Source organism: Conexibacter sp. CPCC 205762 (assembly GCF_030646155.1).
Taxonomy (GTDB): domain Bacteria; phylum Actinomycetota; class Thermoleophilia; order Solirubrobacterales; family Solirubrobacteraceae; genus Conexibacter.
In genome coordinates, this window is sequence record NZ_JAUTDN010000044.1 from 19,552 (window position 1) to 45,988 (window position 26,437).

At 74.3% G+C, this 26,437-nt stretch carries 23 protein-coding genes; 11 read left to right on the forward strand and 12 right to left on the reverse strand.

What is annotated here, in order from left to right; translation table 11 throughout:
- Positions 1-13: 13 nt before the first annotated feature.
- Positions 14-694, reverse strand: coding sequence for an anti-sigma factor (locus tag Q7L73_RS24280; RefSeq protein WP_304693592.1), 681 nt, complete (start codon positions 692-694; stop codon positions 14-16).
- Positions 687-1,259, reverse strand: a complete 573-nt coding sequence (locus tag Q7L73_RS24285; protein ID WP_304693590.1) for an RNA polymerase sigma factor — start codon at positions 1,257-1,259, stop codon at positions 687-689. The genes Q7L73_RS24280 and Q7L73_RS24285 overlap by 8 nt, the downstream gene beginning before the upstream one ends.
- Positions 1,260-1,393: 134 nt before the next feature.
- On the opposite strand from Q7L73_RS24285, the gene Q7L73_RS24290 reads away from it, so the two are divergent.
- The 4 genes from Q7L73_RS24290 to Q7L73_RS24305 all read left to right on the forward strand — a co-directional run bounded on the left by Q7L73_RS24290 (position 1,394) and on the right by Q7L73_RS24305 (position 6,183).
- Positions 1,394-3,598, forward strand: coding sequence for a hypothetical protein (locus Q7L73_RS24290; RefSeq protein WP_304693588.1), 2,205 nt, complete (start codon positions 1,394-1,396; stop codon positions 3,596-3,598).
- 65 nt (positions 3,599-3,663) lie between these two features.
- Positions 3,664-3,981, forward strand: coding sequence for a hypothetical protein (locus tag Q7L73_RS24295; RefSeq protein WP_304693586.1), 318 nt, complete (start codon positions 3,664-3,666; stop codon positions 3,979-3,981).
- A 97-nt stretch (positions 3,982-4,078) separates the two neighbouring features.
- Positions 4,079-5,029 carry an MbnP family copper-binding protein gene (locus tag Q7L73_RS24300; RefSeq protein WP_304693584.1) on the forward strand — a complete coding sequence of 317 codons (951 nt, stop codon included), beginning with the start codon at positions 4,079-4,081 and terminating at the stop codon, positions 5,027-5,029.
- Positions 5,026-6,183, forward strand: coding sequence for a methanobactin export MATE transporter MbnM (locus Q7L73_RS24305; protein WP_304693583.1), 1,158 nt, complete (start codon positions 5,026-5,028; stop codon positions 6,181-6,183). Before Q7L73_RS24300 ends, Q7L73_RS24305 begins: the two co-directional genes overlap by 4 nt.
- Here Q7L73_RS24305 and Q7L73_RS24310 read toward each other — a convergent pair.
- Both Q7L73_RS24310 and Q7L73_RS24315 read right to left on the reverse strand, forming a co-directional pair.
- On the reverse strand, positions 6,164-6,997 hold the full coding sequence (locus Q7L73_RS24310) for a sulfite exporter TauE/SafE family protein (RefSeq protein ID WP_304693582.1): 834 nt from the start codon (positions 6,995-6,997) through the stop codon (positions 6,164-6,166). The two genes, Q7L73_RS24305 and Q7L73_RS24310, sit on opposite strands and share 20 nt — an antisense overlap.
- A 20-nt stretch (positions 6,998-7,017) precedes the next feature.
- Positions 7,018-7,410, reverse strand: a complete 393-nt coding sequence (locus Q7L73_RS24315; RefSeq protein WP_304693628.1) for a helix-turn-helix transcriptional regulator — start codon at positions 7,408-7,410, stop codon at positions 7,018-7,020.
- Between the two features lie 18 nt (positions 7,411-7,428).
- Here Q7L73_RS24315 and Q7L73_RS24320 point away from each other — a divergent pair, with 18 nt between their 5' ends.
- Positions 7,429-8,667, forward strand: coding sequence for an MFS transporter (locus tag Q7L73_RS24320; protein ID WP_304693580.1), 1,239 nt, complete (start codon positions 7,429-7,431; stop codon positions 8,665-8,667).
- Here Q7L73_RS24320 and Q7L73_RS24325 read toward each other — a convergent pair.
- Entirely contained in the window at positions 8,648-8,863 is a 216-nt protein-coding gene (locus Q7L73_RS24325; protein ID WP_304693578.1) for a sigma-70 family RNA polymerase sigma factor, read from the reverse strand. The genes Q7L73_RS24320 and Q7L73_RS24325 overlap by 20 nt on opposite strands.
- A gap of 101 nt (positions 8,864-8,964) precedes the next feature.
- Here Q7L73_RS24325 and Q7L73_RS24330 point away from each other — a divergent pair, with 101 nt between their 5' ends.
- A complete protein-coding gene (locus tag Q7L73_RS24330) occupies positions 8,965-10,179 on the forward strand; it encodes a murein hydrolase activator EnvC (protein ID WP_304693576.1) in 1,215 nt (404 codons plus the stop codon).
- A gap of 24 nt (positions 10,180-10,203) precedes the next feature.
- Here Q7L73_RS24330 and Q7L73_RS24335 read toward each other — a convergent pair whose 3' ends face one another.
- Complete coding sequence (locus Q7L73_RS24335; RefSeq protein ID WP_304693574.1) at positions 10,204-11,409, reverse strand: CdaR family transcriptional regulator; 1,206 nt, start codon at positions 11,407-11,409, stop codon at positions 10,204-10,206.
- Between the two features lie 142 nt (positions 11,410-11,551).
- On the opposite strand from Q7L73_RS24335, the gene Q7L73_RS24340 reads away from it, so the two are divergent.
- On the forward strand, positions 11,552-13,084 hold the full coding sequence (locus Q7L73_RS24340) for a flavin-containing monooxygenase (protein ID WP_370552441.1): 1,533 nt from the start codon (positions 11,552-11,554) through the stop codon (positions 13,082-13,084).
- Positions 13,085-13,114: 30 nt separating this feature from the next.
- Here the strand turns inward: Q7L73_RS24340 and Q7L73_RS24345 are convergent, their stop codons facing one another.
- Both Q7L73_RS24345 and Q7L73_RS24350 read right to left on the reverse strand, forming a co-directional pair.
- Positions 13,115-13,504, reverse strand: coding sequence for a helix-turn-helix transcriptional regulator (locus tag Q7L73_RS24345; RefSeq protein WP_304693570.1), 390 nt, complete (start codon positions 13,502-13,504; stop codon positions 13,115-13,117).
- On the reverse strand, positions 13,501-15,840 hold the full coding sequence (locus tag Q7L73_RS24350; RefSeq protein WP_304693568.1) for a cation-translocating P-type ATPase: 2,340 nt from the start codon (positions 15,838-15,840) through the stop codon (positions 13,501-13,503). The genes Q7L73_RS24345 and Q7L73_RS24350 overlap by 4 nt, the downstream gene beginning before the upstream one ends.
- Before the next feature lie 72 nt (positions 15,841-15,912).
- On the opposite strand from Q7L73_RS24350, the gene Q7L73_RS24355 reads away from it, so the two are divergent.
- On the forward strand, positions 15,913-16,188 hold the full coding sequence (locus Q7L73_RS24355; RefSeq protein ID WP_304693566.1) for a cupin domain-containing protein: 276 nt from the start codon (positions 15,913-15,915) through the stop codon (positions 16,186-16,188).
- A 4-nt stretch (positions 16,189-16,192) separates the two neighbouring features.
- Here the strand turns inward: Q7L73_RS24355 and Q7L73_RS24360 are convergent, their stop codons facing one another.
- The 3 genes from Q7L73_RS24360 to Q7L73_RS24370 are packed head-to-tail and all read right to left on the reverse strand — an operon-like array spanning position 16,193 to position 18,432.
- A complete protein-coding gene (locus Q7L73_RS24360) occupies positions 16,193-17,179 on the reverse strand; it encodes an aldo/keto reductase (RefSeq protein WP_304693564.1) in 987 nt (328 codons plus the stop codon).
- Between the two features lie 20 nt (positions 17,180-17,199).
- Positions 17,200-17,790, reverse strand: a complete 591-nt coding sequence (locus Q7L73_RS24365; protein WP_304693562.1) for a TetR family transcriptional regulator — start codon at positions 17,788-17,790, stop codon at positions 17,200-17,202.
- 48 nt (positions 17,791-17,838) lie between these two features.
- Entirely contained in the window at positions 17,839-18,432 is a 594-nt protein-coding gene (locus Q7L73_RS24370; protein WP_304693560.1) for a TetR/AcrR family transcriptional regulator, read from the reverse strand.
- A 126-nt stretch (positions 18,433-18,558) separates the two neighbouring features.
- Between Q7L73_RS24370 and Q7L73_RS24375 the strand changes: the two genes are divergently transcribed.
- The 3 genes from Q7L73_RS24375 to Q7L73_RS24385 all read left to right on the forward strand — a co-directional run bounded on the left by Q7L73_RS24375 (position 18,559) and on the right by Q7L73_RS24385 (position 24,583).
- A complete protein-coding gene (locus tag Q7L73_RS24375; protein ID WP_304693558.1) occupies positions 18,559-19,518 on the forward strand; it encodes an SDR family NAD(P)-dependent oxidoreductase in 960 nt (319 codons plus the stop codon).
- A gap of 122 nt (positions 19,519-19,640) precedes the next feature.
- The gene (locus Q7L73_RS24380; RefSeq protein ID WP_304693556.1) at positions 19,641-21,851 is read left to right on the forward strand and encodes a hypothetical protein; all 2,211 of its coding nucleotides are present in this window, start codon (positions 19,641-19,643) and stop codon (positions 21,849-21,851) included.
- Complete coding sequence (locus Q7L73_RS24385) at positions 21,848-24,583, forward strand: hypothetical protein (protein ID WP_304693554.1); 2,736 nt, start codon at positions 21,848-21,850, stop codon at positions 24,581-24,583. The genes Q7L73_RS24380 and Q7L73_RS24385 overlap by 4 nt, the downstream gene beginning before the upstream one ends.
- A gap of 57 nt (positions 24,584-24,640) precedes the next feature.
- Here Q7L73_RS24385 and Q7L73_RS24390 read toward each other — a convergent pair whose 3' ends face one another.
- A complete protein-coding gene (locus Q7L73_RS24390) occupies positions 24,641-26,014 on the reverse strand; it encodes an NAD-dependent succinate-semialdehyde dehydrogenase (RefSeq protein ID WP_304693552.1) in 1,374 nt (457 codons plus the stop codon).
- Positions 26,015-26,437: the final 423 nt, after the last annotated feature.

Genomic DNA, 26,437 nt, shown 5'->3' on the forward strand with positions numbered 1-26,437 from the left:
AGCAGATTGGCGGTCAGCCGACCTCGGCGCGCATCACCTCGGGGCCGGTGGCGGCGGGGTTGCCGTCGCCGGGCTCGGCGGTGATCTCGACGGTGGGATAGAGCGCCGGATCGACGGCGGCCTTGAGCTGCACGTTCGAGCGGCCCGCTCTGTCGGGGTGGAAGGTGCCGGCGGAGATGCGGTTCGGTCTGCCGGGCCTGTCGCCGGGGCCGACGAACCAGACCTCGTAGTAGTCGCCTCTAGGCAGCAGCGGCAGCGCGTCGGTGCGGAGGTCGACGGTGCGGCCGATCCCGATCTCGCGGATCTCCAGGCTGCCGGCGTCGGCGCCGTCGGGGAGCCTGATCGCGCCGGCGTACTCGACGACGCCCGCCGGCGTCGCGTCGCCGCCGTCGTCGAGCGCGACGACCGCGAGCGCGCTGCCGATCGCGAGCGCAGCCGCGGCAAGCGCCGTGCCGACGGTCAGCCGCGGGCGCGTCAGCCAGGCGGGGGCGGCGAGGCGGCGGCGACGACGCGGGGCGGGCGCCGGCGGCGCGGGGGGCGAGGCAGGGGCAGCGGTCGAGGCCGCTTCGGCGTTGCGCGCGGCGACGGCGCGGCGGAAGGCGGCCAGCCGCTGCGGATCGGGCTCGGCGTGCGGGCCCGCGTCGGCGCGCAGCGCGGCGGCGAGCTCGTCGAGCAGGCGCTCGTCGTCAGGCATGCTCGCTCTCCCGCAGCTTGGCACGCAGCCGGTCGAGCGCGCGCGTCTGCGCCATCCGCACCGCGCCCGCTCTGCGGCCGACGACGGTCGCGACCTCCTCGGCGCTCAGCTCGCCGACGACGCGCAGCTCCAGCAGTTCGCGATCGCTGTCGCTGAGCCGCGCGAAGGCGCGCCGCAGCAGGCCGTGCCGCTCGGCCCGCAGCGCCTGCTCGGCCGGCTCGTCGCCGGCCGGCGCGGCGCGCTCGGGCAGCTCGGCGACCGGCCGCGCGCGCCGGTCGGCGCGCTGGTGCTCGAGCACGACGAGCCGCAGGATGCCGAACAGCCACGCGTCGAAGCCGCCGTCGCGCCAGCGGAAACGGTCGATCTTCTCCAGCGCGCGGGTCATCGTCTCCAGCACCGCGTCCTCGGGCGAGGCGTCGCCGGGCAGGCGGCGGCGGGCGTAGGCGAGCAGGCGCGGGTAGGCGTGCCGGTAGAGCAGCTCCCAGGCGGCCTGGTCGCCTGCGCGGGCGCGTTGGACGAGTGCGCGAAGGTGCGGGTCGTCATGTCGGGCGTCGTTCGATGGCACTCGTAGATGAGGCAACGCCCGCGAACGTCACACGGATCAGCATGCGCCGACAGCGACCTGTGACGTTCTCGTCGCTCGCTGCATGAGAGGAGGAGTCAGGGCATTCCGATCCCCTCCCAGGAGGCCTCCGTCACATGCATCGCTCATTGCTGGTCCTGCTTTCCGCCCTGGCGGCCGCGCTCGCCGCGGCGCTGCTGCCGTCGCTCGCCGCCGGCGCGAGCCGCTTCGCCGTCGACACGACCGCCGACACGCTCGACAGAAGACCCGGCGACGGCCGCTGCGCCGACAGCGCCGGCCGCTGCTCGCTGCGCGCCGCGATCATGGAGGGCAACGCGAGCAGAGACGGCGCCCGCATCGCGCTCAGACAGCGCCGCTACACGCTCACGCGCGCCGGCGCAGGTGAGGACGCCGCCCGCAGCGGCGACCTCGACGTGACCGGCACGATCACGCTCGTCGGTGGCGGCGCGCTGATCGACGCGGCCAGAATCGACCGCGCCTTCGACGTCGCGGCCGGCGGCCGGCTGACGATCGGCAGAGCGCGGATCGCCAACGGCGCCCCGCCCGCCGGCCAGAGCGGCGGCGCGATCGAGAGCGAGGGCCGCGTCGAGCTGAAGGGCGTGCGCGTGCTGAAGAACGCGGTCCAGGGCGACGGCGCCTCCGGCGGCGGGCTGTTCAACGCCAGAGGGACGCTGATCGTGCGCGACTCGCAGGTCAACCGCAACAGCGCCCCGCGCGCCGGCGGCGGGATCGAGGCGAGCGAGGGCACGACGCTGCTGCGCAGAGCGTCGCTGCTCGTCAACACGACCGCGGGCGGCCCCGGCAACGGCGGCGGGCTCCACCTCACCGGCAGCGGCGTCGTCGACGTGCACGACTCGCTCGTCGACCGCAACAGCGCCAGCGCCGAGGGCGGCGGCCTGTGGAACTCCGCCGGCGGCGCGATGAGCGTCGCCGACACGACGATCACGAGCAACGTCGCGGCCGGCGCCGACGCCGACCAGGGCGGCGGCGGGATCTTCAACGACGGCGGCCGGCTGCGGCTCGACCGCGGCACGCTCGCCGGCAATCAGGCGACCGGCGCCGCCGGCTCCGGCGGCGGCCTGCTGAACAACCTCGGCAGCGTCCTGATCGACGGCGCCGACGTCAGCGCCAACAGCGCCAGACGCGCCGGCGGCGGCATCGAGGCGGTCGCCGGCTCGACCAGCGTCCTCGACGCGAGACTGACCGGCAACGCGACCGGCGCCGCGCCCGGCAACGGCGGCGGCCTGCACCTGACCGGCAGCGGCCAGGTCGAGGTCACGAGAACCGTCGTCAGCGGCAACAGCGCCAGCGCCGAGGGCGGCGGCCTGTGGAACTCGGCCGCCGGCACGATGCGCGTGCTCGACACGACCGTCACCGGCAACAGAGCCGACGGCGCGGCCGCCGACCAGGGCGGCGGCGGCCTCTTCAACGACGGCGGCCGGCTGATCGTCGAGCGCGGCACCGTCGCCGACAACCGCGCCCCCGGCGCCGCCGGCTCCGGCGGCGGGATCCTCAACGACAGAGGCACGCTCGCGGTCAGCGGGACGATGGTCCGCGGCAACAGCGCGACGCGGGCCGGCGGCGGCGTCGAGGCCAACCTCGGCAGCACGACGCTCGACTGGACGACGCTGGAGGCCAACGCCACCGGCCCCGCGCCCGGCAACGGCGGCGGCCTGCACCTGACCGGCGCGGGCACCGTCACCGTTCGCGACGGGCAGATCGCGCGCAACAGCGCCAGCGCCGAGGGCGGCGGCCTGTGGAACTCCGCTGCCGGCACGATGACGATCGCGCGCACGACGCTCGTCGCCAACGTCGCCGCCGGCGCGGGCGCCGACCAGGGCGGCGGCGCGCTCTTCAACGACGGCGGCAGAATGACTGTCACGGGCGGCACGATCGCCGACAACGCGGCGACCGGCGCGGCCGGCTCCGGCGGCGGGATCCTCAACGACAGAGGCACGCTGACGGTCGACGGCAGCCAGCTGCGCGGCAACAGCGCGCCGCGCGCCGGCGGCGGGATCGAGACCAACGTCGGCACCGTCGCCCTCAGCGGCGTCACGCTCGCCGGCAACAGCACCGGCGCCGCGCCCGGCAACGGCGGCGGCTTCCACACCACCGGCGCCGGCACGGTCACGATCGCCGGCGGCAGCGTCAGCGGCAACAGCGCGGCCAACGAGGGCGGCGGGCTGTGGAACTCGGCGGCCGGCACGATGACCGTCACCGGGACCGCGATCTCGGGCAACACGGCACCGAGCGGGGCGGACGTCTTCAACCAGCCGCCCGGCGGCAGCTTCACGATCGACGGCGTGCCCGTCCCCGCCTAGCGGACGGCGCTGCGACCGCGTCAGCGGTCGTGGTATGACTCGCGGCTCTCCATGGGCCGCGAGTCATGAACATCGGCAGGACGAGAGCGCAGCCGCTGGCGCTCGTCGCGCTGGTGCTGGTGTCGCTGCTGGCGCTGCTGACGACGCCGGTGGCACTGCTGATGCTGTCGCCGGCGCTGCTGCTGCTGAGCCTGCTGTACGCGGGCCGGACGCCGGGCGAGGAGCTGCTGCTGCGGTGGCAGCGGCGCGTGCCCGCGCCGCGTCGCCGCGCGACGCGGTTCGTCGCGCGCGGGCATGTCGAGCTGCCGCTGCGGCGGATCGAGCGGATGAGCGCGTCGGCGCTCGCGATGCGCCCGCCGCCGTTGCGCGCTGTCTGCAGCTAACAGGGCGCGCGCGGTGCACGGGAGTGGCCGGGCTGTCGCCCGGTCCTCGCCGCGCCGGCATTCGGCGCGGCGCGTTTCCCGCATCCAGGAGAACCACATGCACCGCTTTGCATCCGCGGCCGCGGCCGCCGGCGCGCTCACGATCCTGCTCGCGCCGGCCGCCGCCGGCGCGCGCATGCCCAAGCCCGCCAAGAGCCAGCGCGTCGCGATCGAGTTCGCCGCCGTCGCCGGCACGACGCCGGTCCGCTGCGGCAGCCCGATCGGCGGTCTCGGCACGACCGCCCGCAGCGCCACGCTGACCGACCTGCGCTTCTTCGTCTCGGACGTGCGGCTGCTGCGCAGAGACGGCCGCGCGGTTGCCGTCAGACTCGCCCCCGACTCGCCCTTCCGCGTCACGCGCGGGAAGGCGGCGGTGACGCTGATCGACCTGGAGAACGGCCGCGGCGGCTGCGCCGAGGCCGGCACCAAGGCGACGAACGCGTTCGTGCGCGGCAGCGTCCCGCAGGGCGACTACGTCGGCGCGCGCTGGAGCGTCGGCGTGCCGTTCGCGCTCAACCACAGCGACGCGACGACCGCGCCCGCCCCGCTCAACAGCGCGGCGATGGCGTGGTCGTGGCAGGTCGGGCGCAAGTTCACGAAGATCGAGGTCAGCGACCCGGGCGGCGGCACGCCGTGGGCGGCGAGAACGTTCTTCGTCCACCTCGGCAGCACCGGCTGCACGGGCAACCCGGCGACGGGCGAGACCGCGAACTGCAGCGCGTCGAACCGGCCCCAGATCGTGCTGAGACGGTTCGACGCCGCCAGACAGCGGGTCGCGGTCGACCTGAAGGCGCTGCTGGCCGGCGTCGACGTGACCGTCAACGGCGGCGGCGCCGGCGGCTGCATGGCCGGCATGAGCGATCCCGAGTGCGGGCCGATCTTCCGCGCCTTCGGCCTCAGCGCGCCGGCCGGCGGCGGCATGGAGATGGGCGGCGGCATGGAGATGGGCGGCATGAGCGCCGCCGCCTCCGCGGCGCCGCGGCAGACGGTCTTCCGAGCGATCCGGTGAAGCGGCTGCTCGCGCTGGCGGCGGTCATCGCCGCCAGCGCCGGGCTGTGGGCGATCGCCTCCGCGGGCGCGGAGAGACCGGTTGCGGGCGGCTGGAGATGGACGCTGCCCGGCGACTTCCCGCAGCCGCGCGTGCCGAGGTCGAACCCGATGAGCAGGGCGAAGGTCGCGGTCGGCCGGCGGCTCTTCTACGACGTGCGCCTGTCCGGCAACGGCACGCAGTCGTGCGCGAGCTGTCACCGGCCGGAGCTGGCGTTCAGCGACGGCAAGGCGCTCGCGGTCGGCTCGACCGGCGAGGTCCACCCGCGCAACGCGCAGTCGCTCGTCAACGTCGTCTATCAGCAGACGCTGACCTGGGCCAACCCGGCGCTGGTGACGCTGGAGGCGCAGATGGCGGTGCCGCTGTTCGGCAGCGACCCGGTCGAGATGGGCGTCACCGACGGCAACAGAGCGCGCGTGCTGAAGCGGATCGCCGGCGATCGCTGGTACCGCAGGAGCTTCTCGCGCGCGTTCCCGGGCGTGAGAAACAAGATCGGCTGGACGACGATCGTGCAGGCGATCGCGGCCTTCGAGCGCAGCATCGTCGCGGCCGACGCGAAGTACGACCGCGCCGCGCGCGGCAGCGCGCGGCTGACCGCGCCGGAGAGACGCGGCGCATCGCTGTTCATGGGCGAGCGGGCCGAGTGTCACCACTGCCACGGCACGTTCATCTTCAACGACCAGGCGACCTTCGTCGGCTCGGCGCTGGAGCGGCCGCTGTTCCACAACACCGGCCTCTACAACGTCGGCGGCACGGGCGCCTTCCCGGAGCCCAACCGCGGCCTCTTCGAGATCACCGGCAGAGCCGAGGACATGGGCAAGTTCAAGGCGCCGTCGCTGCGCAACGTCGCGCTGACCGCGCCGTACATGCACGACGGCTCGATCGGAACGCTGGCGGAGGCCGTCGACCACTACGCCGCCGGCGGCCGGCTGATCCCCGACGGCCCGCTCGCCGGCGACGGCCGCAGCAACCCCTACAAGGACCCGCTGATCGCCGCGATCAGGCTGACCCCGCGCGACCGGGCCGATCTCGTCGCCTTCCTGCGGACGCTCACCGACACGACGATCGCGACCGACCCGGCGTTCGCTGACCCGTTCAGAGGGCGGAGACCGTGACGGCGGCGCGCGGCGCCTCGCGCTCGCCGCCGCCGCTGCTCGCGAGCTGGATGTAGCGGGCGGCGACGAGGCAGGCGATCAGGCCGAGCAGGCGGCGCAGCGCGGTCTCGGGCAGGCGGGACTGGAGGCGGGCGCCGAGGTAGCTGCCGGCGAAGCCGCCCGCGCCGAGAAAGGCCCCGAGCGTCCACTCGGGGCCGATCGCGCCGCTGCCGGTCGCCTGCAGCACGACGTAGGTGGCGATCCCGGCGATCGAGGTGAGGAAGGTCGCGGCGAGCGTCGCGGGCGCGGTCTCGAAGGCGCTGAAGCCGAGCGCCAGCAGCAGCGGCGCCAGCAGCGAGCCGCCGCCGACGCCGTAGATCCCGCCGACGGTGCCGATCGTCAGCGCCAGCGCCCAGATGCCGAGCCGCAGCCGCGGCGTCAGCTCGCGCCGCTGCGGCTGCATCCGCTGGCCGGCGAGCAGCAGCCAGAGGCCGAGCGGCAGCAGCACGCCGGCGGCGACCCACATGAAGGCGTGCTCGTCGGCGAGCAGCTCGACGCGCACGATCGCGCCGGCGATGACGCCGGGCAGCGTGCCGGCGACGAGCAGGCGTGCGAGCGGGCCGCCGAGCCGCCGCTCGCGCCCGAAGCGCAGCAGCCCGCCCGGCACGGCGGCGACGTTGAAGAGCAGGTTGGTCGGCGTGACGGCCGGGCTGGCGACGCCGAGCACGCTCACCTGGACCGGCAGCAGCAGCACCGCGCCGGAGACGCCGGCAGGCGTCGTCGCGAGCGCGACGAGGAAGGCGAGCAGCGCCCCGACGGGCCATTCCCACGGCATCGCCGCAGCCTAGCCGGCGTCTAGCGGCTCCGTGCCGCTCTGGCGGTCGCGCCGTCGGGCAGCGGCATCGGCGCGGGCGGGTTGACGTGCTCGTGGTGGTGGCGCAGCGCGGCGAGCAGGTCGACCATGTGGTGGTCGTGCAGGCCGTAGTAGGCGTGGCGGCCGCTGCGGCGGACTCTCACGAGCCGCCCCTGGCGCAGCAGCCGCAGCTGATGGGAGGCGGCCGACTGCGACAGGTCGGCCTGCTCGGCGAGCTGCTCGACCGTCAGCTCGCCGTCGAGCAGCGCCCACAGCAGCCGCAGGCGGCTGCCGGTCGCGAACGCGCGCATCGACTCGGCGAGCGCCTCGGCCTCGTCGAAGTCGAGCGGGCGGGTCGCGTCTTCGTGCTCAGACGGGTGCGGCACGAGACGCATGATACCGTGCATGAAGACATGTTCATATGTAGGGACGATCACTCGCCGCTCCGCAATGCCACCTACCGCCGGCTGTTCTCGGCGCAGCTGATCGCGCTCGTCGGCACCGGCCTGACGACGGTCGCGCTGACGCTGTTGGCCTACGACCTCGCCGACCGGAACGCCGGCGCGGTCGTCGGCATCGCGCTCGCGCTGAAGATGGTCGTCTACGTCTTCGGCGCGCCGCTGATCACGGCGCTCGCGACGCGGCTGCCGCGCCGGCGGCTGCTGGTGACGCTCGACCTGCTGCGCGCCGCCACCGTCGTCGGGATGCTGTTCGTCACCGAGGTGTGGCAGGTGTACGTGCTGATCGTGCTCGTCAACGCCTGCTCGGCCGGCTTCACGCCGACCTTCCAGGCGGCGATCCCCGACGTGCTCGACGACGAGCCGGCCTACACGCGGGCGCTCTCGCTCTCGCGCCTGGCCTACGAGCTGGAGGGGCTGCTGAGCCCCGCGCTGGCGGCGGCGCTGCTGGCGTTCATGAGCTACAGCGGGCTGTTTGCCGTCAACGGCATCGCCTTCCTCTGCTCGGCCGCGCTCGTGCTGTCGACGCGGCTGCCGGCGCGCCGCCCGGCGCCGGACGCGGCGAGCTGGCGGGCGCGCGTGACGGCCGGCACGCGCCAGTACCTCGCGACGCCGCGCCTGCGCGGCCTGCTCGCGCTCAACGTCGCGGTCGCGGCGGCGAGCGCGACGGTGGTCGTCAACTCGGTCGTCTACGTGCGCGACCAGTTCGGCCGCGACGCCGCCGACGTCGCCTGGGCGCTCGGCGCCGCGGGCGCCGGCGCGATGGTCGCGGCGCTGCTGCTGCCGCGCCTGCTGAAGCGCGTCCACGACCGCACGCTGATGCTCGCCGGCGGCGCGCTGCTGCCGCTCGGCCTCGCGCTCGCCGCGACCGTCGTCAGCGGCTTCGCCGGCCTGCTGGCGGTCTGGCTGCTGCTCGGCGCCGGCCTGTCGCTCGTGCAGACGCCGAGCGGCCTGCTCGTCACCCGCTCCGGCAGCGAGCAGGAACGGCCGGGGCTGTTCGCTGCCCAGTTCTCGCTCTCGCACGCCTGCTGGCTGGCGACCTATCCGGTCGCCGGCGTGCTCGGCGTCGCGCTCGGCCTCGCGACGACCGCCTGGCTGCTGGCCGCGCTCGCCGCCGCGGCTGTCGTGGCGGCGGCGCTGCTGTGGCCCGCGGCGGCGCGCGGCCACGTGCGGCTCAGCCCGGCTCGTCGCTGACGATCCGCGCGAGCCGCTCGATCGTCTGGCGCAGGATGCGTGAGATCTGCATCTGCGAGCAGCCGAGCCGCTCGGCGATCTGCGTCTGCGTCAGCTCGCGGTCGAAGCGCAGGCAGAGGATCGTGCGTTCGAGCTCGGGCAGTGGCGCCGCAGCTCGCCGTCGATCGCCGGGATCGCGAACGCGCCGCGTGAGCATTGCCCGTGCGCGCGAGGGGTGAGCGCCAGGTTCCTGAGCCGCGGCGCAAGATCCAGCCCAGCGCTCGCCGGGCCCAGGCGCCGTTGGTAGAACGTGAGCGAATGCGGTTCCGGATCCTGGCCTCCTGCCTGCTGCTGCCGCTCGCGCTCTGGATCGCGCTGCCGCTCGTCTCCGACGCCGCCGATCCGCAGCGCGAGCTCGAGCGCGTGGAGGCGGACATCGACGAGAAGAAGCGGCGGCTCGGCAGCGTCGGCGCGAGAGCGAGAGTGCTGACGAGCGACGTCACGGCGCTGACCGGCAGGGTCGACGCGCTGCAGGGCACGATCGACGGGCTGCAGCGCAGACAGGACACGCTGCAGGGCGAGCTGGACGCGAAGCGGCGCGAGCTGGGCGAGACGCAGGGCGAGCTGCGCGACGTGCGCGCCAGAGCGGTTCGGCTGAGAACGCGGCTGACGAGCGCGCGGCAGGTGCTCGCCGCGCGGCTGGTCGAGCTGTACAAGTCCGGCGAGCCGGACGTGATCTCGGTCGTGCTCGACGCCGACGGCTTCGGCGACATGCTCGCCAACGGCGCCTACCTGCAGCGGATCGGTGAGCAGGACCGCCGCATCATCACCGCCGTCAGAGCGGCGAAGGGCGCCGCGACGACGACCGTCGGCAGGCTCAGAACGCTGGAGGCGCGCCAGCGGCGGATCGCCGACGAGATCTACGTCAAGCGCAACGCCGTCGCGCGCACGCGGATCGACGTCGAGTCGCGCCGCGACGAGATCGACCGGGCGCGCGCGGCCAAGCGGCGCGTGCTGCGGCAGGTGCGCGCGACGGCGACCGACCTGCACGAGGACGTCGGCCGGCTGGAGGCCGAGCAGGCGAAGATCGAGCGCCGCATCCGCGCCGCACAGACGCAGAACGCGACCGGCGGCATCGCGCCCGGCGCGATCAGACGCGGCGGCCGCTTCATCTGGCCGCTCGACGGGCCGATCACGAGCCCGTTCGGCTGGCGCACCTCGCCGGTCACGAGATTCCACCAGGGGCTCGACATCGGCATGCCCGACGGCACCCCGATCCGCGCCGCGGGCGCGGGCACGGTGATCATCGCGGGCGTCAACGGCGGCTACGGCAACTTCACCTGCCTCGACCACGGCGGCGGCCTCTCCAGCTGCTACGCCCACCAGTCGTCGATCGGCGTCAGCATCGGCCAGCGCGTCGCGCAGGGCGACGTGATCGGCGCGGTCGGCAACACCGGCTTCTCCTTCGGCGCCCACCTCCACTTCGAGGTGCGCGTCAACGGCAGCGCGGTCGACCCGCTCAGCTACCTGTGACGAGCTGAGCGGCGGGCCGCCGGCTCAGCGGCTCCAGTGCAGCACCTCGAGCGCGACGGCGACGTCGATCGCGGCCTCCTCCAGCGGCCGCGGCAGCAGCGCCTCGGCCTTCGCGATGCGGCTGACGACCGTGTTGCGGTGGGTGTGCAGCTCGCGCGCGGCGCGGGTCGCGTTCGACTGCGCGCGCAGGTAGGTGCGCAGCGTCTCGCGCAGCTCGCGCGGCGCTCGCGCGAGCGCGCCGACGGTCTCCTCGACGAAGCCGCGGGCGCGCTGCTCGTCCTGCGTCAGCAGCGCGGCGACGCGGATCTCGTCGTAGCGCGCGAGCGCGACCGCGGAGCCGAGCCGCTCGACCGTCCGCTGCGTCGCGAGCGCGTCGAAGTGGCTGCGGCGGAAGCCCTCGACGCCGCGGCCGCGCGAGCCGAGCGCGACGCGCACGCCGGGCAGCTGCCGCAGCGCCTGCTCGAGCCCGCGCAGGTCGGGCTCGGCCGGCGCGGCGGCCCAGCACCAGACGGTCGCGCTGCTGGCGGTGACGCTCAGCGCGGTCGTGCCGGTCGCGGCCGCGAGCGCGCCGGCGGCGCCGTCCAGCAGCGGCTCGGCGGCGGGATCGCTCGCCCACGCGACGGCCGCGACGTGGGTCCGTCTGAGGTCGTAGCCGAGGCGGCGCTCGGCGCGGTCGAGGTCGATCTGCGCCGCCTCGATGATCCGCATCACGGTCGACAGCCGCTCGGCGTTGGTGCCGCCGGTGAGCGCGTCGCGCTCGCGCCCGAGCTGCTCGGCGATCGCGACGTTGGTGGCGTCGACGTAGGTGAAGATCTTCTGCGCCGAGAGGCGCAGGAACTGCTGCAGCTCGTCGGGGTCGGGGATCAGCGCGAAGGCGATCTCCATCCACGCCTGCCAGGCGCTGTTCTGGCCGGCGCGGAACGGCTCCAGCGCGCGCGTGTCGAGGCCGCGGCGGACGAGGTCGCGCGTGACGCCGAGCATCTCCGGGCCGGTGAACGGCGGAACCGGCCGCGTCGGGTCGGCGATCGTGCAATTCGCCCAGTGGATCATCATCGCGCGGCTGGAGCGCTTGATCCCGGCCAGCAGCACCGGGTCGGCGGCGACCTCGGGGTCGTGCTCGCTGAGGCTGGCGCGGTCGACCGCGTCGTAGACCTCGTCGGGCGCCTGCAGCACCGCGGTCGCGGCGGCGACCAGCAGCGCGTTGATCCGTTCTGGGGCGACGGGCGGCATCGGCCGGAGACACGCTACCCGCTGCGCTCACGCTTGTGTGCAGTTTGCACAGACGATTACATCAAATCGTGTCATTCTGACGTTGGGCGCGAGGCCCGCAGCACCGATGCTTGACCAGCACCGTCCCGACCTGGAGATCCCGATGACCGCCGACCTCACCAGCAGCACCGCCGTCGAGCAGCTCGACGTCCTGATCGTCGGCGCCGGCGTCTCCGGCATCGGCGCGGCCTACTACCTCCAGCAGAGCCACCCCGGCAAGTCGTACGCGATCGTCGAGGCGCGCGAGGCGATCGGCGGCACCTGGGACCTGTTCCGCTACCCCGGGATCCGCTCCGACTCCGACCTTCACACCTTCGGCTACGCCTTCAAGCCGTGGGAGGGCGAGAAGGCGATCGCCGACGGCCCCTCGATCCGCGCCTACATCGAGCAGACCGCGAGCGAGAACGGGATCGACCGCCACATCCGCTTCGGCCGCCGCGTGCTGAAGGCCGAGTGGTCCAGCAGCGCCGCCCGCTGGACGGTCGAGCTGGCCGACGTCGCCAGCGGCGAGACGACGACGGTCTCGACGCGCTGGATCCTCGGCGCGACCGGCTACTACCGCTACGACGAGGGCTTCACGCCCGCGTTCCCCGGCCTCGACCGCTTCGGCGGGCAGCTGATCCACCCGCAGCACTGGCCGGAGGACCTCGACTACGCCGGCAAGCGCGTCGTCGTGATCGGCTCCGGCGCGACGGCGGTCACGCTCGTGCCGGCGATGGCCGAGCAGGCCGGCCACGTGACGATGCTGCAGCGCTCGCCGACGTACATCCTGCCGCTGCCGTCGGAGGACAAGCTCGCCAACTGGCTGAGAGGGAGACTCGGCACGCGCCGCGCCTACGCGCTCGCGCGCTGGAAGAACATCCTCCGCCAGATCGCGCTCTACAGAGCGTCGCAGCGCTTCCCGAAGCAGGTCCGCAAGGTGATCCGCAGCGTCAACGAGCGGCAGCTGCGCGGCAGCGGCCACGACGTCGACGTCCACTTCAACCCCGCCTACGAGCCGTGGGACCAGCGCCTCTGCGCGGTCCCCGACGGCGACTTCTACCGCGCGCTGCGCAACGGCTCGGCGTCGGTCGTGACCGACAGGATCGAGACGTTCACCGAGCGCGGCGTGAGACTGGCCTCGGGCCGCGAGCTGGAGGCCGACATCGTCGTCACCGCGACCGGCCTCAACCTGCTCGCGATCGGCGGGATCGAGATCGTCGTCGACGGCCGCGAGGTCGCGCTCAACGACACGATCGCCTACAAGTCGCTGATGCTCAGCGGCGTGCCGAACTTCGCCTTCGCGGTCGGCTACACGAACTCGTCGTGGACGCTGAAGGTCGACCTCGTGTGGGAGTACGTCTGCCGCCTGATGGCGCACCAGGACGCGACCGGCACCGACACCGCCGTCGCGACCCCGGCCGACCCGGCGATGGCGACGCGGCCGCTGCTCGACTTCAAGGCCGGCTACGTGCTGCGCTCGCTCGACGCCTTCCCGCGCCAGGGCGAGCAGGCGCCGTGGAGAGTCGTGATGAGCTACCTCGCCGACGTCCGCCAGCTGCGCCGCAGCCCGGTCGAGGACGGCACGATGCGCTTCACGCGCGGCGCCGTCGCGCCAGCCGCGGCGGAGCCGGTCGAGGCGGCCGCGAGCGCGTGAGCGCCGGGCGCGGCGCGAGGCGGCATGCGCCTACGCGCTGCCGCCGTCGCCGTGCTCGTGCGTGACGTGCTGCAGCGCGAGGTCCATCAGCAGGCGCACGTGCGCGTCGTCGAGCGAGTACCAGACCATCCGCCCGTCGCGGCGGTTGCGGACGGTCCGCTCGGCGCGCAGCACGCGCAGGTGCTGCGAGGTCTGCGCCTCGGTCATGCCGACGGTCGCGGCGAGGTCGCAGACGCACAGCTCGCCGGCCTCCAGCAGCGCGGTCACGATCCGCACGCGCGCCGGCTCTCCGAGCACGTGGAAGACGCGCGCCATCCGCTCGGTCGCGTCGCCGTCGGGCAGCCTCGCGCGCACTGACGCGACGCGCTCGGGGTCGACGAGGCGGACGGAGCAGCCGTCGAGCGGGATCGGCTCGCTCATCTGGCCGACTGTACGCCGTTCAGCAGCGGCAGGCCGCGCGGGCTCGCGACCAGCAGCCGCAGCCCCCACAGCACGACGACGAGCGAGGCGCCGACGTCGGTCGCGACCGCGGCCCACAGCGGCAGCAGCCCGAAGGCGAGCAGGACGGCGGCGGCGACCTTGGTCGCGAGCGAGAAGGCGATGTTCTGGCGGACCGTGCGGCGGGTCCAGCGGGCGAGGCCGACCAGCCCCGCGACCTTGCGCGGGTCGTCGCCCATCAGCGCGACGTCGGCGACCTCGATCGCGGTGTCGCTGCCGGCGCTGCCCATCGCGATCCCGAGCGAGGCGCTGGCCAGCGCGGGCGCGTCGTTGACGCCGTCGCCGACCATCGCGACGTGGTCGCCGAGCCCGCCGAGCAGGCGCGCCTTGTCCTGCGGCAGCGCGTCGGCGCGCAGCTCGGCGACGCCGGTCGCGGCGGCGACCGCCTGCGCTGCGGCGGCGTTGTCGCCGGTGATCATCACCGTCTTCGTGATGCCGAGGCGGGCCAGCTGCTCGACCGCCTCGCGCGCCTCCGGCCGCGGCGGGTCGGCGAGGCCGAGGACGGCCAGCGGCTCGCCGTCGCGCGCGAGCACGACCGCCGTCTGACCGGCTTCCCGGGCGGCGGCGAGCGCGCGTTCGACGGCCGGCATCAGCGTCGAGACGTCGGCGGACGCGCCGATCGCAGGCGAGGTCGCCGCCAGGTCGCGCTGCGCGGGCGCGCCGACCGCGGACGAGGCCGTCGCCGCGCTGAACAGCGCCGGCTTGCCGATGGCGACGAGCGCGCCGTCGACGACGCCGGTCGCGCCGAGGCCGGTGCGAGCCTGGAACTGCTCGACGGCGCTGATCGGCAGGCCGCGTTCGCGCGCGGCGGCGACGATCGCGGTCGCGAGCGGGTGCTCGGAGCCGGCCTCCAGCGCGGCGGCGAGCCGCAGCGCGCGGTCCTCGTCGCCGCCGAGCGCGTCGATCGTCACCAGCCGCGGGCGGCCGGCGGTCAACGTGCCGGTCTTGTCGAAGGCGACGGTGTCGATCGCGGCGGCGCGCTCGAGGAACTCGCCGCCCTTGACGAGCACGCCGGCGGCGCTCGCGCGGCCGAGCGCGGAGACGATCGTGACCGGCGTCGACAGCACCAGCGCGCACGGGCAGGCGAGGATCAGCAGCGCCAGCGCGGTGTAGAAGCTGCCGTCGAAGCCGGCGCCCCAGGCCAGCGGCGGGACGGCGGCGACGAGCACCGCCGCGGCGATCACGGCCGGCGTGTAGATCCGTGCGAACGCGTCGACCCAGCGCTCGGAGGGCGAGCGGCGCGCCTGCGCGTCGGCGACGAGCTGGCCGATCCGCGCGAGCGTCGTGTCGCCGGGAGCGGCGCCGACCTCGATCACGAGGCGGCCCTGCGCGTTGAGCGTGCCGGCGAAGACGCGCGCGCCCGGCTCGACATCGACCGGCACCGACTCGCCGGTGATCGCCGCCTGGTCGACGGCGGAGGTCCCTTCCAGCACCGTCCCGTCGGCCGGGAGCCGCTCGCCCGGCCGCACGACCACGACGTCGCCGAGCTCCAGCGCCGCCGCCGGGATCTCGCGCTCCGCGGCGGGCGCGGCGTCGCCGTCGCGCACGCCGGCCGAGATCTCACGCTCCGCAGCGGCGCCGTCGTCGCGCACGCGGATCCGCGCCGTCTCCGGCGCGAGCGTGACGAGGCTCGCCAGCTCCCGTCGCGCCCGTTCGACCGCGCGGCCCTCCAGCCACTCGCCGATCGAGAAGAGGACGACGACGAGCGCGGCCTCCATCCAGGCGCCGATCGCGATCGCGCCGATCGACGCGATCGTCATCAGCAGCTTGATCTCGGGCCGCCGCGTGCTCCACAGCGCGACCAGCCCGGCGCGCGCGATCGGCCCGATCCCGACCGCGACGGCGGCGCCGTACAGCCACGCCGCCGGCAGGCCGGTCGCGAGGTCGGCGACGACCGCGACCAGCAGCAGCGCGGTCGCGACGATCGTCAGCAGGTCGGCGCTCGGCCAGCGCAGCAGGGCGCGGCGGTCGGCGGCGGGCGCGGCGGCGTCGTGCGCGGACCCGGCTCCCGCGGCGCCGCCGGCCTCGCCCGCGACGCGCGTCGTGTAGCCGAGCCGCTGCACCTGCCGCGCGACGGCGGCGCGGTCGAAGCCCTCGGGCGCGTGCTCGACGACCATCCGGCCGGCGGTGAAGCTGACGTCGACGTCGATCACCGCCGGCATCCGCGCGACCGCCTGCGAGACGGTCCGCGCGCAGCCGGCGCAGTCCATCCCGCCGACCTCGATCGTCGTCTGCTCGGAGTGGGTGGCCGAACTCATGCCATCCACGGTCCTGCACATCTGCGCAGAAATCAAGATGTCACGGAGAACGTCAAAAGAGGACTCATTACCGTGAACGCATGCCGCTTCACCTGCGAGCCCGGCGCGCGGATGCCGTGGGGCCACCGCCACCGCGAGCAGGAGGAGGCCTACGTCGTCGTCGGCGGGTCGGGGCGGGCGAAGCTCGACGACGAGGTCGTCGAGCTGGCCACGTGGGACGTGCTGCGCGTCGCGCCGAGGGTGATCCGCTCGTTCGAGGCCGGCCCCGACGGCCTCGACGTGATCTGCATCGGCGGGCGCAAGCCGCGCAGAGGCGACACCGAGCGGTTCGACGACTTCTGGCCCTGAGGCGTCAGCCTCTCGGCATGTGCTCCGCCGGGTAGCGGCTGCCGTAGGAGCCGTCCGGGACGATCGCGTGGATGCGGGCGAGGTCGTCGTCGGTCAGCGTCACGTCGGCGGCGGCGACGTTCTGCTCCAGCCGCCGCGGGCTGCGCGTGCCGGGGATCGGGACGACGTCGTCGCCCTGCGCCAGCAGCCAGGCGAGCGCGAGCTGCGTGACCGCGATCCCCTTGCTCTCGGCCAGCTCCTTCAGCTGCTCGATCGCGCGCAGGTTGGCGCTGTAGTTGTCGCCCTGCCAGCGCTCGTCCCAGCGGCGCATGTCGCCCTCGGGGTACTCGTCGGCCGGCTTCACGTCGCCGGTCAGGAAGCCGCGGCCGAGCGGGGAGTAGGGGACGAAGCCGATCCCCAGCTCGCGCGTCACCGGCAGCACCTCCTCGGCCGCCTCGCGCTCGAAGATCGAGTACTCGGTCTGCAGCGCGCTGACCGGCTGGACGGCGTGGGCGCGGCGGATCGTCTCCGGCCCCGCCTCGCTGAGCCCGAACCAGCGCACCTTGCCGGCGTCGATCAGCTCCTTGACGGTGCCGGCGACCTCCTCGATCGGCACGTCCGGGTCGACGCGGTGCTGGTAGAAGAGGTCGATCGTCTCGACGCCGAGGTATCTGAGGCTGTTGTCGGCGACTGCGCGGATGTTCTCCGGGCGGCTGTCGAGCGCGCCGGTGAACTCTCCGCTGGAGAAGTCGAAGCCGAACTTGGTCGCGAGCACGATCTCGTCGCGGAACGGCTTGACGGCGCGGCCGAGCAGCTGCTCGTTGCTGCCCGTGCCCATCCCGTACAGCTCGGCGGTGTCGAACAGCGTCACGCCCAGCGCGTGCGCGCGCTCGATCGTCGCGATGCTCTCCTGCTCGTCGCCGGCGGGACCGTAGGCCATCGTCATGCCCATCGTGCCCAGCCCAAGGGCCGACACGACCAGGCCCTGCTGGCCGAGTGCGCGTCTCTGCATGGTGTCTCTCCTGTTCGGGTTCAGGTGGGGCGTGGAGCGGGGCGGAAGCCGGCACCGGCCTCCGTGAAGCCGCGGCGCAGCAGCGCGAGCAGCTGCTCGACGCCGGCGTCGCCGTCCCACTGCGCGAAGGCGGCGTTGAGGACCGCCTGCGCGGTGCCGAGCTGCAGCGCGATCGCGAACGGGTCGCCCGGCTCGCGCCGCGCCGCCCACTCGCTCAGCTCGCGCCAGAGGCGGTCGCTCGCCTCACGCGAGGAGGCCGCCAGCGTGCTCGACGAGGTCTTGATCCGGTGGATCGTGACGAGGTGCTCGGAGAAGCCCTCGACGTTCTTCAGCAGCAGCGTCTGCAGCGCCTCCCACAGCGGCGTCTGCTCCGGGATGCTCTCCAGCAGCGCGTGCCACTGCCGCACCGTCTCGGGATCGGCGTCGAAGACGACCGCCTCCTTCGACGCGAAGTAGTTGAAGAAGGTCGTGCGCGAGACGTTCGCCGCCGCCGCGATCCGCTCGATCCCGACGGCGTCGAAGCCGTCGCGCTCGAACAGCTCGAAGGCGGCGGAGTGGATCGTCCGCCACGTCTCCAGCTTCTTGCGCTCGCGCAGGCCCGTCGGCTCCATCTGCTCCACCGTAGCAAAAGGTGGACGGAGTTCAACTTTGGCCGGAGTTCAGCGAGCGCGCAGGCCGGCGAGGACGGTCTCGACGAGCGCGTCGGCGAAGGCGGCGGTCAGCTCGCCGCCGTCCTGCCAGCGTCTCCAGAGCGGGCTCCAGAGCAGGTCGACGGCGAGGTCGAGGTCGGTGCCGGGCGGCAGCTGGCCGGCCGCGACGGCGCGCTCGACGCGGGCGCGCTTGACGGCTCGCAGCGGCTGTTCGAGCCGCTGCTCGTATTCGGCTCTCAGCGACGGGTCGGTCAGCATCGCGGCGGCGAGCGCTCTCATCGGCAGGTCGTAGCGGGGGTCGACCAGCTCGGCGGCGGTCGCGCGCAGGACCAGCTTCAGATCGGCCTCGAGATCGCCGCTGTCGGGCAGCGCCGGGTCGCCCTGCGGGTCCTCGGAGAGGGCGAGGAAGGCGTCGAGCAGGACGACGCCCTTCGACGGCCACCAGCGGTAGATCGTCTGCTTGCCGACGCCGGCGCGGGCGGCGATCCCCTCGATCGTCAGGCGCGCGTAGCCGACCTCGCCGACCAGCTCGAAGGCCGCCGCCAGGATCGCTCTGCGCGAGGTCTCGCTGCGCCGAGCCCCGCCTCTCGCCGCTCTCGTCACGTCGGGCACGTTAGCAGCGCGACGAAACGAGACGGTCCGTCTTGACAAGGGTGGGTGGCGGTGGCATCCTCTCGGCTCCGATCAACGAGACGAACCGTCTCGTATTGAAATCGAAGGAGCTGTGGAATGACCTCATCTGCGGACATCGCCGCCGCCGCCGCCACCGACGCCGCCGGCATCGCCGCCACCGACGCCGCCGGCATCGCCGCCACCGACGCCGCCGGCCGCGTCTGGCTGATCACCGGCGCCAGCCGCGGGCTCGGGCGCGCCTTCGCCGAGGCCGCGCTCGCGGCCGGCGACCGCGTCGCGGCGCTCGCGCGCAGCGCCGACGCGCTCGACCGGCTCGCCGACGAGCACGGCCGCGAGCGCGTGCTGCCGCTGCCGGCCGATGTGACCGACCGCGCCGCCGTCTTCGCCGCGGTCGAGCGGGCCGTCGAGCGGTTCGGGCGGCTCGACGTCGTCGTCAACAACGCCGGCACGATGGCGCTCGGCGCCGTCGAGGAGTTCGGCGAACAGGAGGCGCGGGCGGCGCTGGAGGTCAACTTCTTCGGCGCGCTGTGGGTCAGTCAGGCGGTCGCGCCGCGGCTGCGCGCGCAGGGCGGCGGCCGCCTGCTGCAGATCTCCAGCGTCGGCGGCGTCGTCGCCGGGCCGATGACCGGCCTCTACGGCGCCTCGAAGTTCGCGCTGGAGGGGATGAGCGAGGCGCTCGCGCAGGAGCTGGCGCCGTTCGGCGTCAGGCTGACGCTGGTCGAGCCGGGCGGCTACTGGACCGACCTCTACCGCGGCGGCATCCGCTGCACCGAGCCGCTCGACGCCTACGCGCCGCTGCGCGCGGCGCCGGAGGGCGCCGCCGGGGAGCCGACCGACAGCGAGCCGCGGCTCGCGGCCGCGGCGCTGCTGGAGCTGGTCGCCAGCGACGACCCGCCGCTGCGGCTGGTGCTCGGCGGCAGCGTGCTCGACGCGCTGATCGCGGTCACGCGCGAGCGGATCGAGACGTGGCGGCGGTGGGAGCCGGTCAGCCGCGCGGCCGAGCAGCCCGTTCCGATGCCGGCCGGCTATCTGGAAAACAAGCGTATCGAGGGGTGAATTGCTGTTTGCCGTGTGGTCGGACCGGTGATTTGACGTTTCAAAAAATCCTCGTATATGATCGCTCCCGTTCAGAAAACGGCCGTGTCTCGTAGGTCCAGGGAGGGAACGTGAGGAGAAGGTTGTCCCCGCGCCGCGGGTTCGCGGCGCTCGTGCTGCTGGGCGGAGCGCTGACCGTCGCGCCGCCCGCGCAGGCGGCAGACGGCTGCGCCAACGCCGCCTTCCGCAGCGGCGCCGGCGCGCGCCTGCCCGACTGCCGCGCCTGGGAGCAGGTCTCGCCGGTCGAGAAGGACGGCAACGACGTCGTCAACTCCGGCACGATCGCCAGCGTCGCCGGCGGCGACCGCGTCTACTTCAACGCCGCCGGCGCCTTCGCCGGGGCCGAGTCCGTGCTGTACGACACCGCCTACCTGGGGAGCCGCGGGGGCGACTGGTCGACCCGCGGCACCGACCCCGGGCTGACGCCGACCGGCCTGCTGGTGAAGGCGACGCTCGGGCTCTCCGAGGACGGCACGCACGCCGTCGTCGTGACCTCCAACGCGCTCGCCGCGGGCGCGATCGAGGGCGGCAGCAACCTCTACCTCCGCGACCTCACGCAGCCGGCCTCCTACCGGCTGATCGCGGCGACCGCGACGCGCGCGATGTACGAGGACCTGACCGGCTTCGGCGGCCAGGGCAACTACATCGGCGGCACCGCCGACCTGTCGGCGATCGCCTTCCAGACGACCACGCCGCTGCTCGCCGACGCGCCCGTCGGCGTCCGCTCGCTCTACCTCTGGCACGACGGCAGACTGTCGCTCGCGAGCAGGCTGCCCGACGGCTCGGCCGCCGACATGTCCTATGACGGCAACTCGCCCTCGCGCCGCCAGCACCGCCTCTCCGACGACGGCACGCGCCTCTGGTTCCGCTTCGACCGGACCCTCTACCAGTACGTCGAGGGCGAGGGGACGACGCTGATCACCCGCTCGCACCGCGCCGGCGACGATCCGGCGAGAGCGGTCCAGATAGACGGCGACGTCGTCGCCTCGCGCGACGGCCGCACGCTCTGGTTCCTCGGCTTGCAGCCGCTGACCGACGACTCGCAGCTCAGCGGCATCTACCGCTGGTCGGCCGGCGACGACAGCCTCGCCGCCGTCGGCGGCGACGGCGCGGCCGCGCTGATCGACGTCTCGGCCGACGGCCGGCTCGCCTGGATCGGCGCGCGCAGCAGCCTGACGCCCGACTCCGGCGGACCGGCCGACTTCGACGCCCGCCTCTACCTGCTCGACACGCAGAGCGGGGAGATCCGCTACGTCGCGCGCTTCAGCCGCGAGATCGGCGGCGTCGACACCTATCGCTTCAGCCCCGACGGGCGGCGCGTCGCGTTCGTCAGCTTCTCGCCCGTCACCGGCGTCGACAACGCCGACGCGGCCTGCAGAGAGCCGGGCTACCCGGGCGCGGACGGCTTCTGCGGCAACGTCTTCACGTGGGACGCCGGCAGACCGGAGGAGCCGGTCCGCTGCCTCTCCTGCGGACCGCCCGGGATGGCGCACGCGGGCCCGTCGGCGACCTTCGGCCGGCCGGTCACCTTCTTCGACGGCCGCGGCAGCCGCGCGGTCACCGACGACGGGCGCGTCTGGTTCGACAGCCCCGACCGGCTCGTGCCCGCCGACACCAACTCCGTCGGCGACGTCTACGAGTACACGCCGGGCAGCGGCCTGTCGCTGCTGACCTCCGGCACCAGCGGCGAGCCGGCCGGCTTCGGCGACGTCTCCGAGGACGGCCGCGACGTCTTCTTCGTCACCGCCGAGCGGCTCGTGCCGCAGGACGCCGACGTGCTCGCCGACCTCTACACGGCGCGCGTCGGCGGCGGGATCGCCGGCCAGCAGGTCGCGCCGCGTCAGGCCGGCGGCGGCTGCGGCGGCGACGCCTGCCGCCCCGCGCCGACGGTCGTCCCCGACAGCAGCCCCGTGCCCGGCAGCGAGCTGTTCGCGCTGCCCGCGCAGGCGCCGCTGCCGCGGCTGACCGTGGCGCGCCCGTCGGCGAGCGCGCTGCGCGCCGCCGGCACCAGCGGGCGGCTCGTGCTGCCGCTGCGCGTGAGCGCCGCGGGCACCGTGCGGGCGACGCTGCAGGGCCGCATCGGCGGCACACCGCAGCGGATCGCGGCGCGCGCGAGCGGGAAGGCCGGCGCGGCCGGGACCGTCCGCCTGACGCTGCGGCTGTCGGCCGCCGCGCGCAGACAGCTGCGGCGCACGCACAGACTGCGGCTGCGGTTGACGGTCACCTCCACGACGGGCGCTCCCGCGTACCGCACGACGCTGACGTTCACGAGCAAGAAGGGCGGTTCCCGATGAGGTCGTCGATCGTCGCGCGGGTCGCCGCGCGCGCCGCGGCCGTGCTGGTCGCGTTCGCCGCCGCGCTGCTGCTGGCGGCGCCGGCACAGGCGTTCGAGCTGAGCGGCTTCGGCGTCGGCCTGACCGACCCCGGCACCGCTGCCAACCCGACGCCGGACGCGCCGCAGCTCGCCGCCGGCGCCCACCCCGACGTCACCTTCGACCTGCAGTTCCCGACCAGACCGACCGACTGGGGCGGCGTCGAGCCGACCGAGAGCGTCAAGTCGATCGACACCGACCTGCCGCGCGGGCTGCTGTTCAACCCGACCGCGGTGCCGCGCTGCACCGCGCAGCAGCTGTCGCTCGACTTCGCCGCCCACTGCCCGCTGGCGAGCCAGATCGGGATCGCGTGGGTCGGGCTGTCGGGCTTCGAGCAGGCGTTCCCGATCTACAACGTCGTGCCGCCTCCGGGCGTGCCGGCGCAGTTCGGCTTCAACGTCGCCAAGACGACGATCAAGCTCAACGGCGCCGTGCGGACCGGCGGCGACTACGGCCTCTCGGCGCACGTGCGCGGGATCTCGCAGGCGCTGCCGCTGACGGGCACGCGGATCGTCCTGTGGGGCGTGCCGGCCGATCCCGTCCACGACGCCGAGCGCACGACGCTGGCGCCCGACGGAGGGCAGATCGGCCCCGGCCCGGCGAACGTGCCGGCCGTCCCGCTGACCGCCAACCCGGGCCGCTGCAGCGGCGAGCCGCTGCGCTTCACCGCCGACGCCGCCTCGTGGCCGACGCCCGGCGCGTCGAGCCCGCGGACGACGACGACCCAGCGCGTCGGCGGCGCGCCGCTGACGATCGGCGGCTGCGAGTCGCTGCCGTTCGAGCCGTCGGTCGAGATCCGCCCGACGACGACCGCGGCCAACAGCCCCAGCGGCCTCGACGTGACGATCTCCGTGCCGCAGTCCGACAGCCCGCAGGTGCGCGCCAGCGCCCACCTGAAGGACGCGACGATCCTGCTGCCGGAGGGGATGACCGTCAACCCGTCCTCGGCGGACGGCCTGGCCGCCTGCACGCCGGCGCAGATCGCGCTCGCGAGCGCCGGCTCGCCGTCGTGCCCCGACGCCGCGACGCTCGGCAGCGTCACGATCGACACGCCGCTGCTGGCGACGCCGCTGCGCGGCAGCGCCTACCTCGCGTCCCAGGACGACAACCCGTTCGGCACGACGCTGGCGCTGTACCTCGTCGCCGAGGGCGACGGCGTCGTCGTCAAGCTCGCCGGCCGGATCGACCCCGACCCGGTCAGCGGGCGGGTGCGCGTCACGTTCAGCGACAACCCCGAGCTGCCGTTCCGCTCGCTGCGGGTGTCGCTCGACGGCGGCCCGCGGGCGCCGCTCTCGACCCCGTCGCAGTGCGGCAGCGCGACCGCGACGGCGACGCTGACGCCGTGGAGCGGCGGCGCGCCGGTGGAGGCCTCCAGCGGGTTCGCGATCGCGCGCGCGGCCGACGGCGGGCCGTGCCGCCCGCGCGGCTTCGCGCCGCGCTTCGGCGCCGGCGTGCTGAACGCGGCCGGCGGCGCGTCGAGCACGTTCACGCTGTCGTTCGGCCGCGCCGACGACGATCAGCTGCTCGACGGCGTCACGGTGACGATGCCGGAGGGCCTGACCGGCATGCTCGCGACCGTCGACGAGTGCCCCGAGGCGCTCGCGGCCGGCGGCGGCTGCGGTGAGACGGCGCGGATCGGCTCGGTCGCCACGCGCGCCGGCGCCGGCACGAACGCGCTCGCGCTGCCGGGCAGGGTCTACCTGACCGGGCCGTACAAGGGCGCTCCGCTCGGCCTCTCGATCGTCGTGCCGGCGGTCGCCGGGCCGTTCGACCTCGGCACCGTCGCGGTCCGCGCGGCGCTGTTCGTCGACCGCCGCGACGCCTCGCTGCGCGTCGTCACCGACCCGCTGCCGCGGATCCTGCGTGGGATCCCGCTGCAGATCCGCACCGTCGACGTGGCGATCGACAAGCCGGGCTTCATGCTCAACCCGACCGGCTGCGCGGCGAAGCGGATCGCGGGCCGCATCAGCTCCGCGGAGGGGGCGACGGCGGAGCGCGACGCGCGCTTCCAGGTCGGCGGCTGCGCGAACCTGCGCTTCGCGCCGAAGCTGGCGGTGCGGGTCGGCGGCAGAGGGCGGACGCGGCCGCGGATGACGGTGCCGTTCCGCGCCGTCGTGCAGATGCCCAAGGGCGACGCGAACCTGCGCTCGGTCCGCGTCAAGCTGCCGAGAAACATCAACGCGCGGCTGCGGGTGATCAGCGACAACGCCTGCCCGCAGGCCGACTACGACGCCGGCAGCTGCCCCGCCAGCCGCGCGATCGGCACCGCGAAGGCGGTCACGCCGCTGCTGAAGCGACCGCTGGCCGGTGACGTCTACCTGGTCAGAAACCCGGCCCGCAGAATCCCGGACCTGGTGCTGGCGCTGCGCGGACAGGTCGCGATCGACGTCGTCGGAAAGATCACGATCCCGCGCGACCTGTCGCTCGCGACGACGTTCGACACGATCCCCGACGTGCCGATCTCGTCGTTCTCGCTCGCGCTGCGGCCGGGCAGATTCGGGCCGGTCGGCACGGTCGGCAACCTCTGCAAGGCGAGCGTCAGAAAGGGGATGCGGGCACAGGTGACCTACATCGGTCACAACGGCCGCTCGATCGCCCGCACGCAGGCGGTCGGGATCGACGGCTGCGCCGGGAGGGGCGCAGCCGGACGCTGACGCGGATCGCCGGGCGGAGCGCGCCTGCGCTCCGCCCGGCGCCGCGCCGGCTGCGGATCAGCCGATCCGGATCAGCTTCTTGTTGACGAACTCGTCGGCGCCGAAGCGGCCCAGCTCGCGGCCGAAGCCGGAGGCCTTGACGCCGCCGAACGGCAGCTCGACGCCGTCGGCGTCGACGACGTTGACGAAGACCATGCCGGCCTCGATCTGGTCGGCGACGCGGTTGGCCTGGTCGGCGTCGCTGGAGAAGACGTACGAGCCGAGGCCGTACGGCGTGTCGTTGGCCAGCGCGATCGCCTCCTGCTCGGAGCCGACCTTGTAGACCTGCGCGACCGGCCCGAAGAACTCCTCCGAGTAGGCGGGGTTGTCGGGCGTGATGTCGGCGATCACGGCCGGCTTGTAGAAGGCGCCGTCGCGGCCGCCGCCGGCGACGAGGCGGGCGCCGCCCGCGAGCGCCTGCTCGACCTGCTGCTCCAGCCGCTCGGCCGCGGCGACCGACGACAGCGGGCCGAGCGTCGTGTCGTCCGAGGTCGGGTCGCTCGGCGTCATCCCGAGCATCGAGTCGGTCAGCTTCTGGACGAACTCGTCGTAGTGCTTGTCGAGCACGACGAACCGCTTGGCGGCGTTGCAGGCCTGGCCGCCGTTGCCCATGCGGGCGGCGGTCGCGGCCTCGACGACCGGGTCGAGGTTGTCGTTGTCGAGCACGAGGAACGGGTCGGCGCCGCCCAGCTCGAGCACGACCTTCTTCAGGTGGCGGCCGGCGATCTGCGCGACGGCGGCGCCGGCGCGGCCGGAGCCGGTCAGCGAGACGCCCTGCACGCGCGGGTCGCCGATCACCCACTCGATCTGCTCGTTGGTCGCGTAGATGTTGATGTAGGCGTCGGTGGGGACGCCGGCGGCGTGGAAGATCTCCTCCATCGCGGCCGACGACTCCGGGCACTGCGGCGCGTGCTTGAGCAGGATCGTGTTGCCGATCAGCAGGTTCGGGCCGGCGAAACGAGCCACCTGGTAGTAGGGGAAGTTCCACGGCATGATCCCGAGCAGCAGGCCGACCGGCGTGCGGCGCACGACGGCCGAGCCGTCGCCGTCGAGCAGTCTGATCGGCTCGTCCTTCAGCAGGTCGCCCGCGGTGTCGGCGTAGTACTCGTAGATCGCGGCCGCGAAGTCGACCTCGCCGAGCGCTTCCTGCACCGGCTTGCCCATCTCGCGCACGATGATCGCGGCCAGCTCCTCGCGCCGCTCCGTGTGGAGCGCGGCGACTCTGCGGATCGCGGCGACCCGGTCGTCGAGGCTCGTCTCCCGGCCCCACGGCCCGGCGGCCGCGGCGGCGCGGCCGATCGCCGCCTTCAGATCATCGTCGCTGATCACGTCGTAGGTCTTGAGCGTCTCGCCCGTGGCGGGGTTGACGACGGCGTACGTCGGTGCGGTCACGGAGTGCCTTTCTGCTGGAGTCCTCAGACACATCATGCCTTCGCGAGGGCGCGTGAAACAAACTCCGGCGGCGATCTCCGCCGCGGTGTCCAACTCGCGCCGCCAGCTTGTCCGTTGCTGTCCTTGACGGCGTGGCGCGCGCTCGCTTCAGCGGCGGCGGGGGCGCGCTTGTCCACAGCAGCGCGTGGGCGAGTCGGTGAATTGACGTCTGGCTCAACGCGTGGGGTGGTCGGCGGGGTGGGGAAGCGTCGTCACGGCGCGGCTGCGTCCGCGAGCGCTTCGAGCACCGCGGCCTCGAGCGGCCGCCGCTCGGCGCCGTCGCGGACCGCGGCGAACAGTTGGCGGCGGACGGGGGAGACGAGCGGGCGGGCCGCCGCGCTGGCGCCGCCCGCCGCGCCGCCGCCCGCCGCGCCGCCGCCCGCC

Excerpts from the sequence above, each read along its gene's own strand:
- Q7L73_RS24280 (WP_304693592.1), bottom strand. The coding sequence starts at position 694 with ATGCCTGACGACGAGCGCCTGCTCGACGAGCTCGCCGCCGCGCTGCGC.
- Q7L73_RS24290 (WP_304693588.1), top strand. The coding sequence starts at position 1,394 with ATGCATCGCTCATTGCTGGTCCTGCTTTCCGCCCTGGCGGCCGCGCTC.
- Q7L73_RS24295 (WP_304693586.1), top strand. The coding sequence starts at position 3,664 with ATGAACATCGGCAGGACGAGAGCGCAGCCGCTGGCGCTCGTCGCGCTG.
- Q7L73_RS24300 (WP_304693584.1), top strand. The coding sequence starts at position 4,079 with ATGCACCGCTTTGCATCCGCGGCCGCGGCCGCCGGCGCGCTCACGATC.
- Q7L73_RS24310 (WP_304693582.1), bottom strand. The coding sequence starts at position 6,997 with ATGCCGTGGGAATGGCCCGTCGGGGCGCTGCTCGCCTTCCTCGTCGCG.
- Q7L73_RS24315 (WP_304693628.1), bottom strand. The coding sequence starts at position 7,410 with ATGCGTCTCGTGCCGCACCCGTCTGAGCACGAAGACGCGACCCGCCCG.
- Q7L73_RS24320 (WP_304693580.1), top strand. The coding sequence starts at position 7,429 with ATGTTCATATGTAGGGACGATCACTCGCCGCTCCGCAATGCCACCTAC.
- Q7L73_RS24325 (WP_304693578.1), bottom strand. The coding sequence starts at position 8,863 with ATGCTCACGCGGCGCGTTCGCGATCCCGGCGATCGACGGCGAGCTGCG.
- Q7L73_RS24330 (WP_304693576.1), top strand. The coding sequence starts at position 8,965 with ATGCGGTTCCGGATCCTGGCCTCCTGCCTGCTGCTGCCGCTCGCGCTC.
- Q7L73_RS24335 (WP_304693574.1), bottom strand. The coding sequence starts at position 11,409 with ATGCCGCCCGTCGCCCCAGAACGGATCAACGCGCTGCTGGTCGCCGCC.
- Q7L73_RS24340 (WP_370552441.1), top strand. The coding sequence starts at position 11,552 with ATGACCGCCGACCTCACCAGCAGCACCGCCGTCGAGCAGCTCGACGTC.
- Q7L73_RS24345 (WP_304693570.1), bottom strand. The coding sequence starts at position 13,504 with ATGAGCGAGCCGATCCCGCTCGACGGCTGCTCCGTCCGCCTCGTCGAC.
- Q7L73_RS24350 (WP_304693568.1), bottom strand. The coding sequence starts at position 15,840 with ATGAGTTCGGCCACCCACTCCGAGCAGACGACGATCGAGGTCGGCGGG.
- Q7L73_RS24360 (WP_304693564.1), bottom strand. The coding sequence starts at position 17,179 with ATGCAGAGACGCGCACTCGGCCAGCAGGGCCTGGTCGTGTCGGCCCTT.
- Q7L73_RS24365 (WP_304693562.1), bottom strand. The coding sequence starts at position 17,790 with ATGGAGCCGACGGGCCTGCGCGAGCGCAAGAAGCTGGAGACGTGGCGG.
- Q7L73_RS24375 (WP_304693558.1), top strand. The coding sequence starts at position 18,559 with ATGACCTCATCTGCGGACATCGCCGCCGCCGCCGCCACCGACGCCGCC.
- Q7L73_RS24385 (WP_304693554.1), top strand. The coding sequence starts at position 21,848 with ATGAGGTCGTCGATCGTCGCGCGGGTCGCCGCGCGCGCCGCGGCCGTG.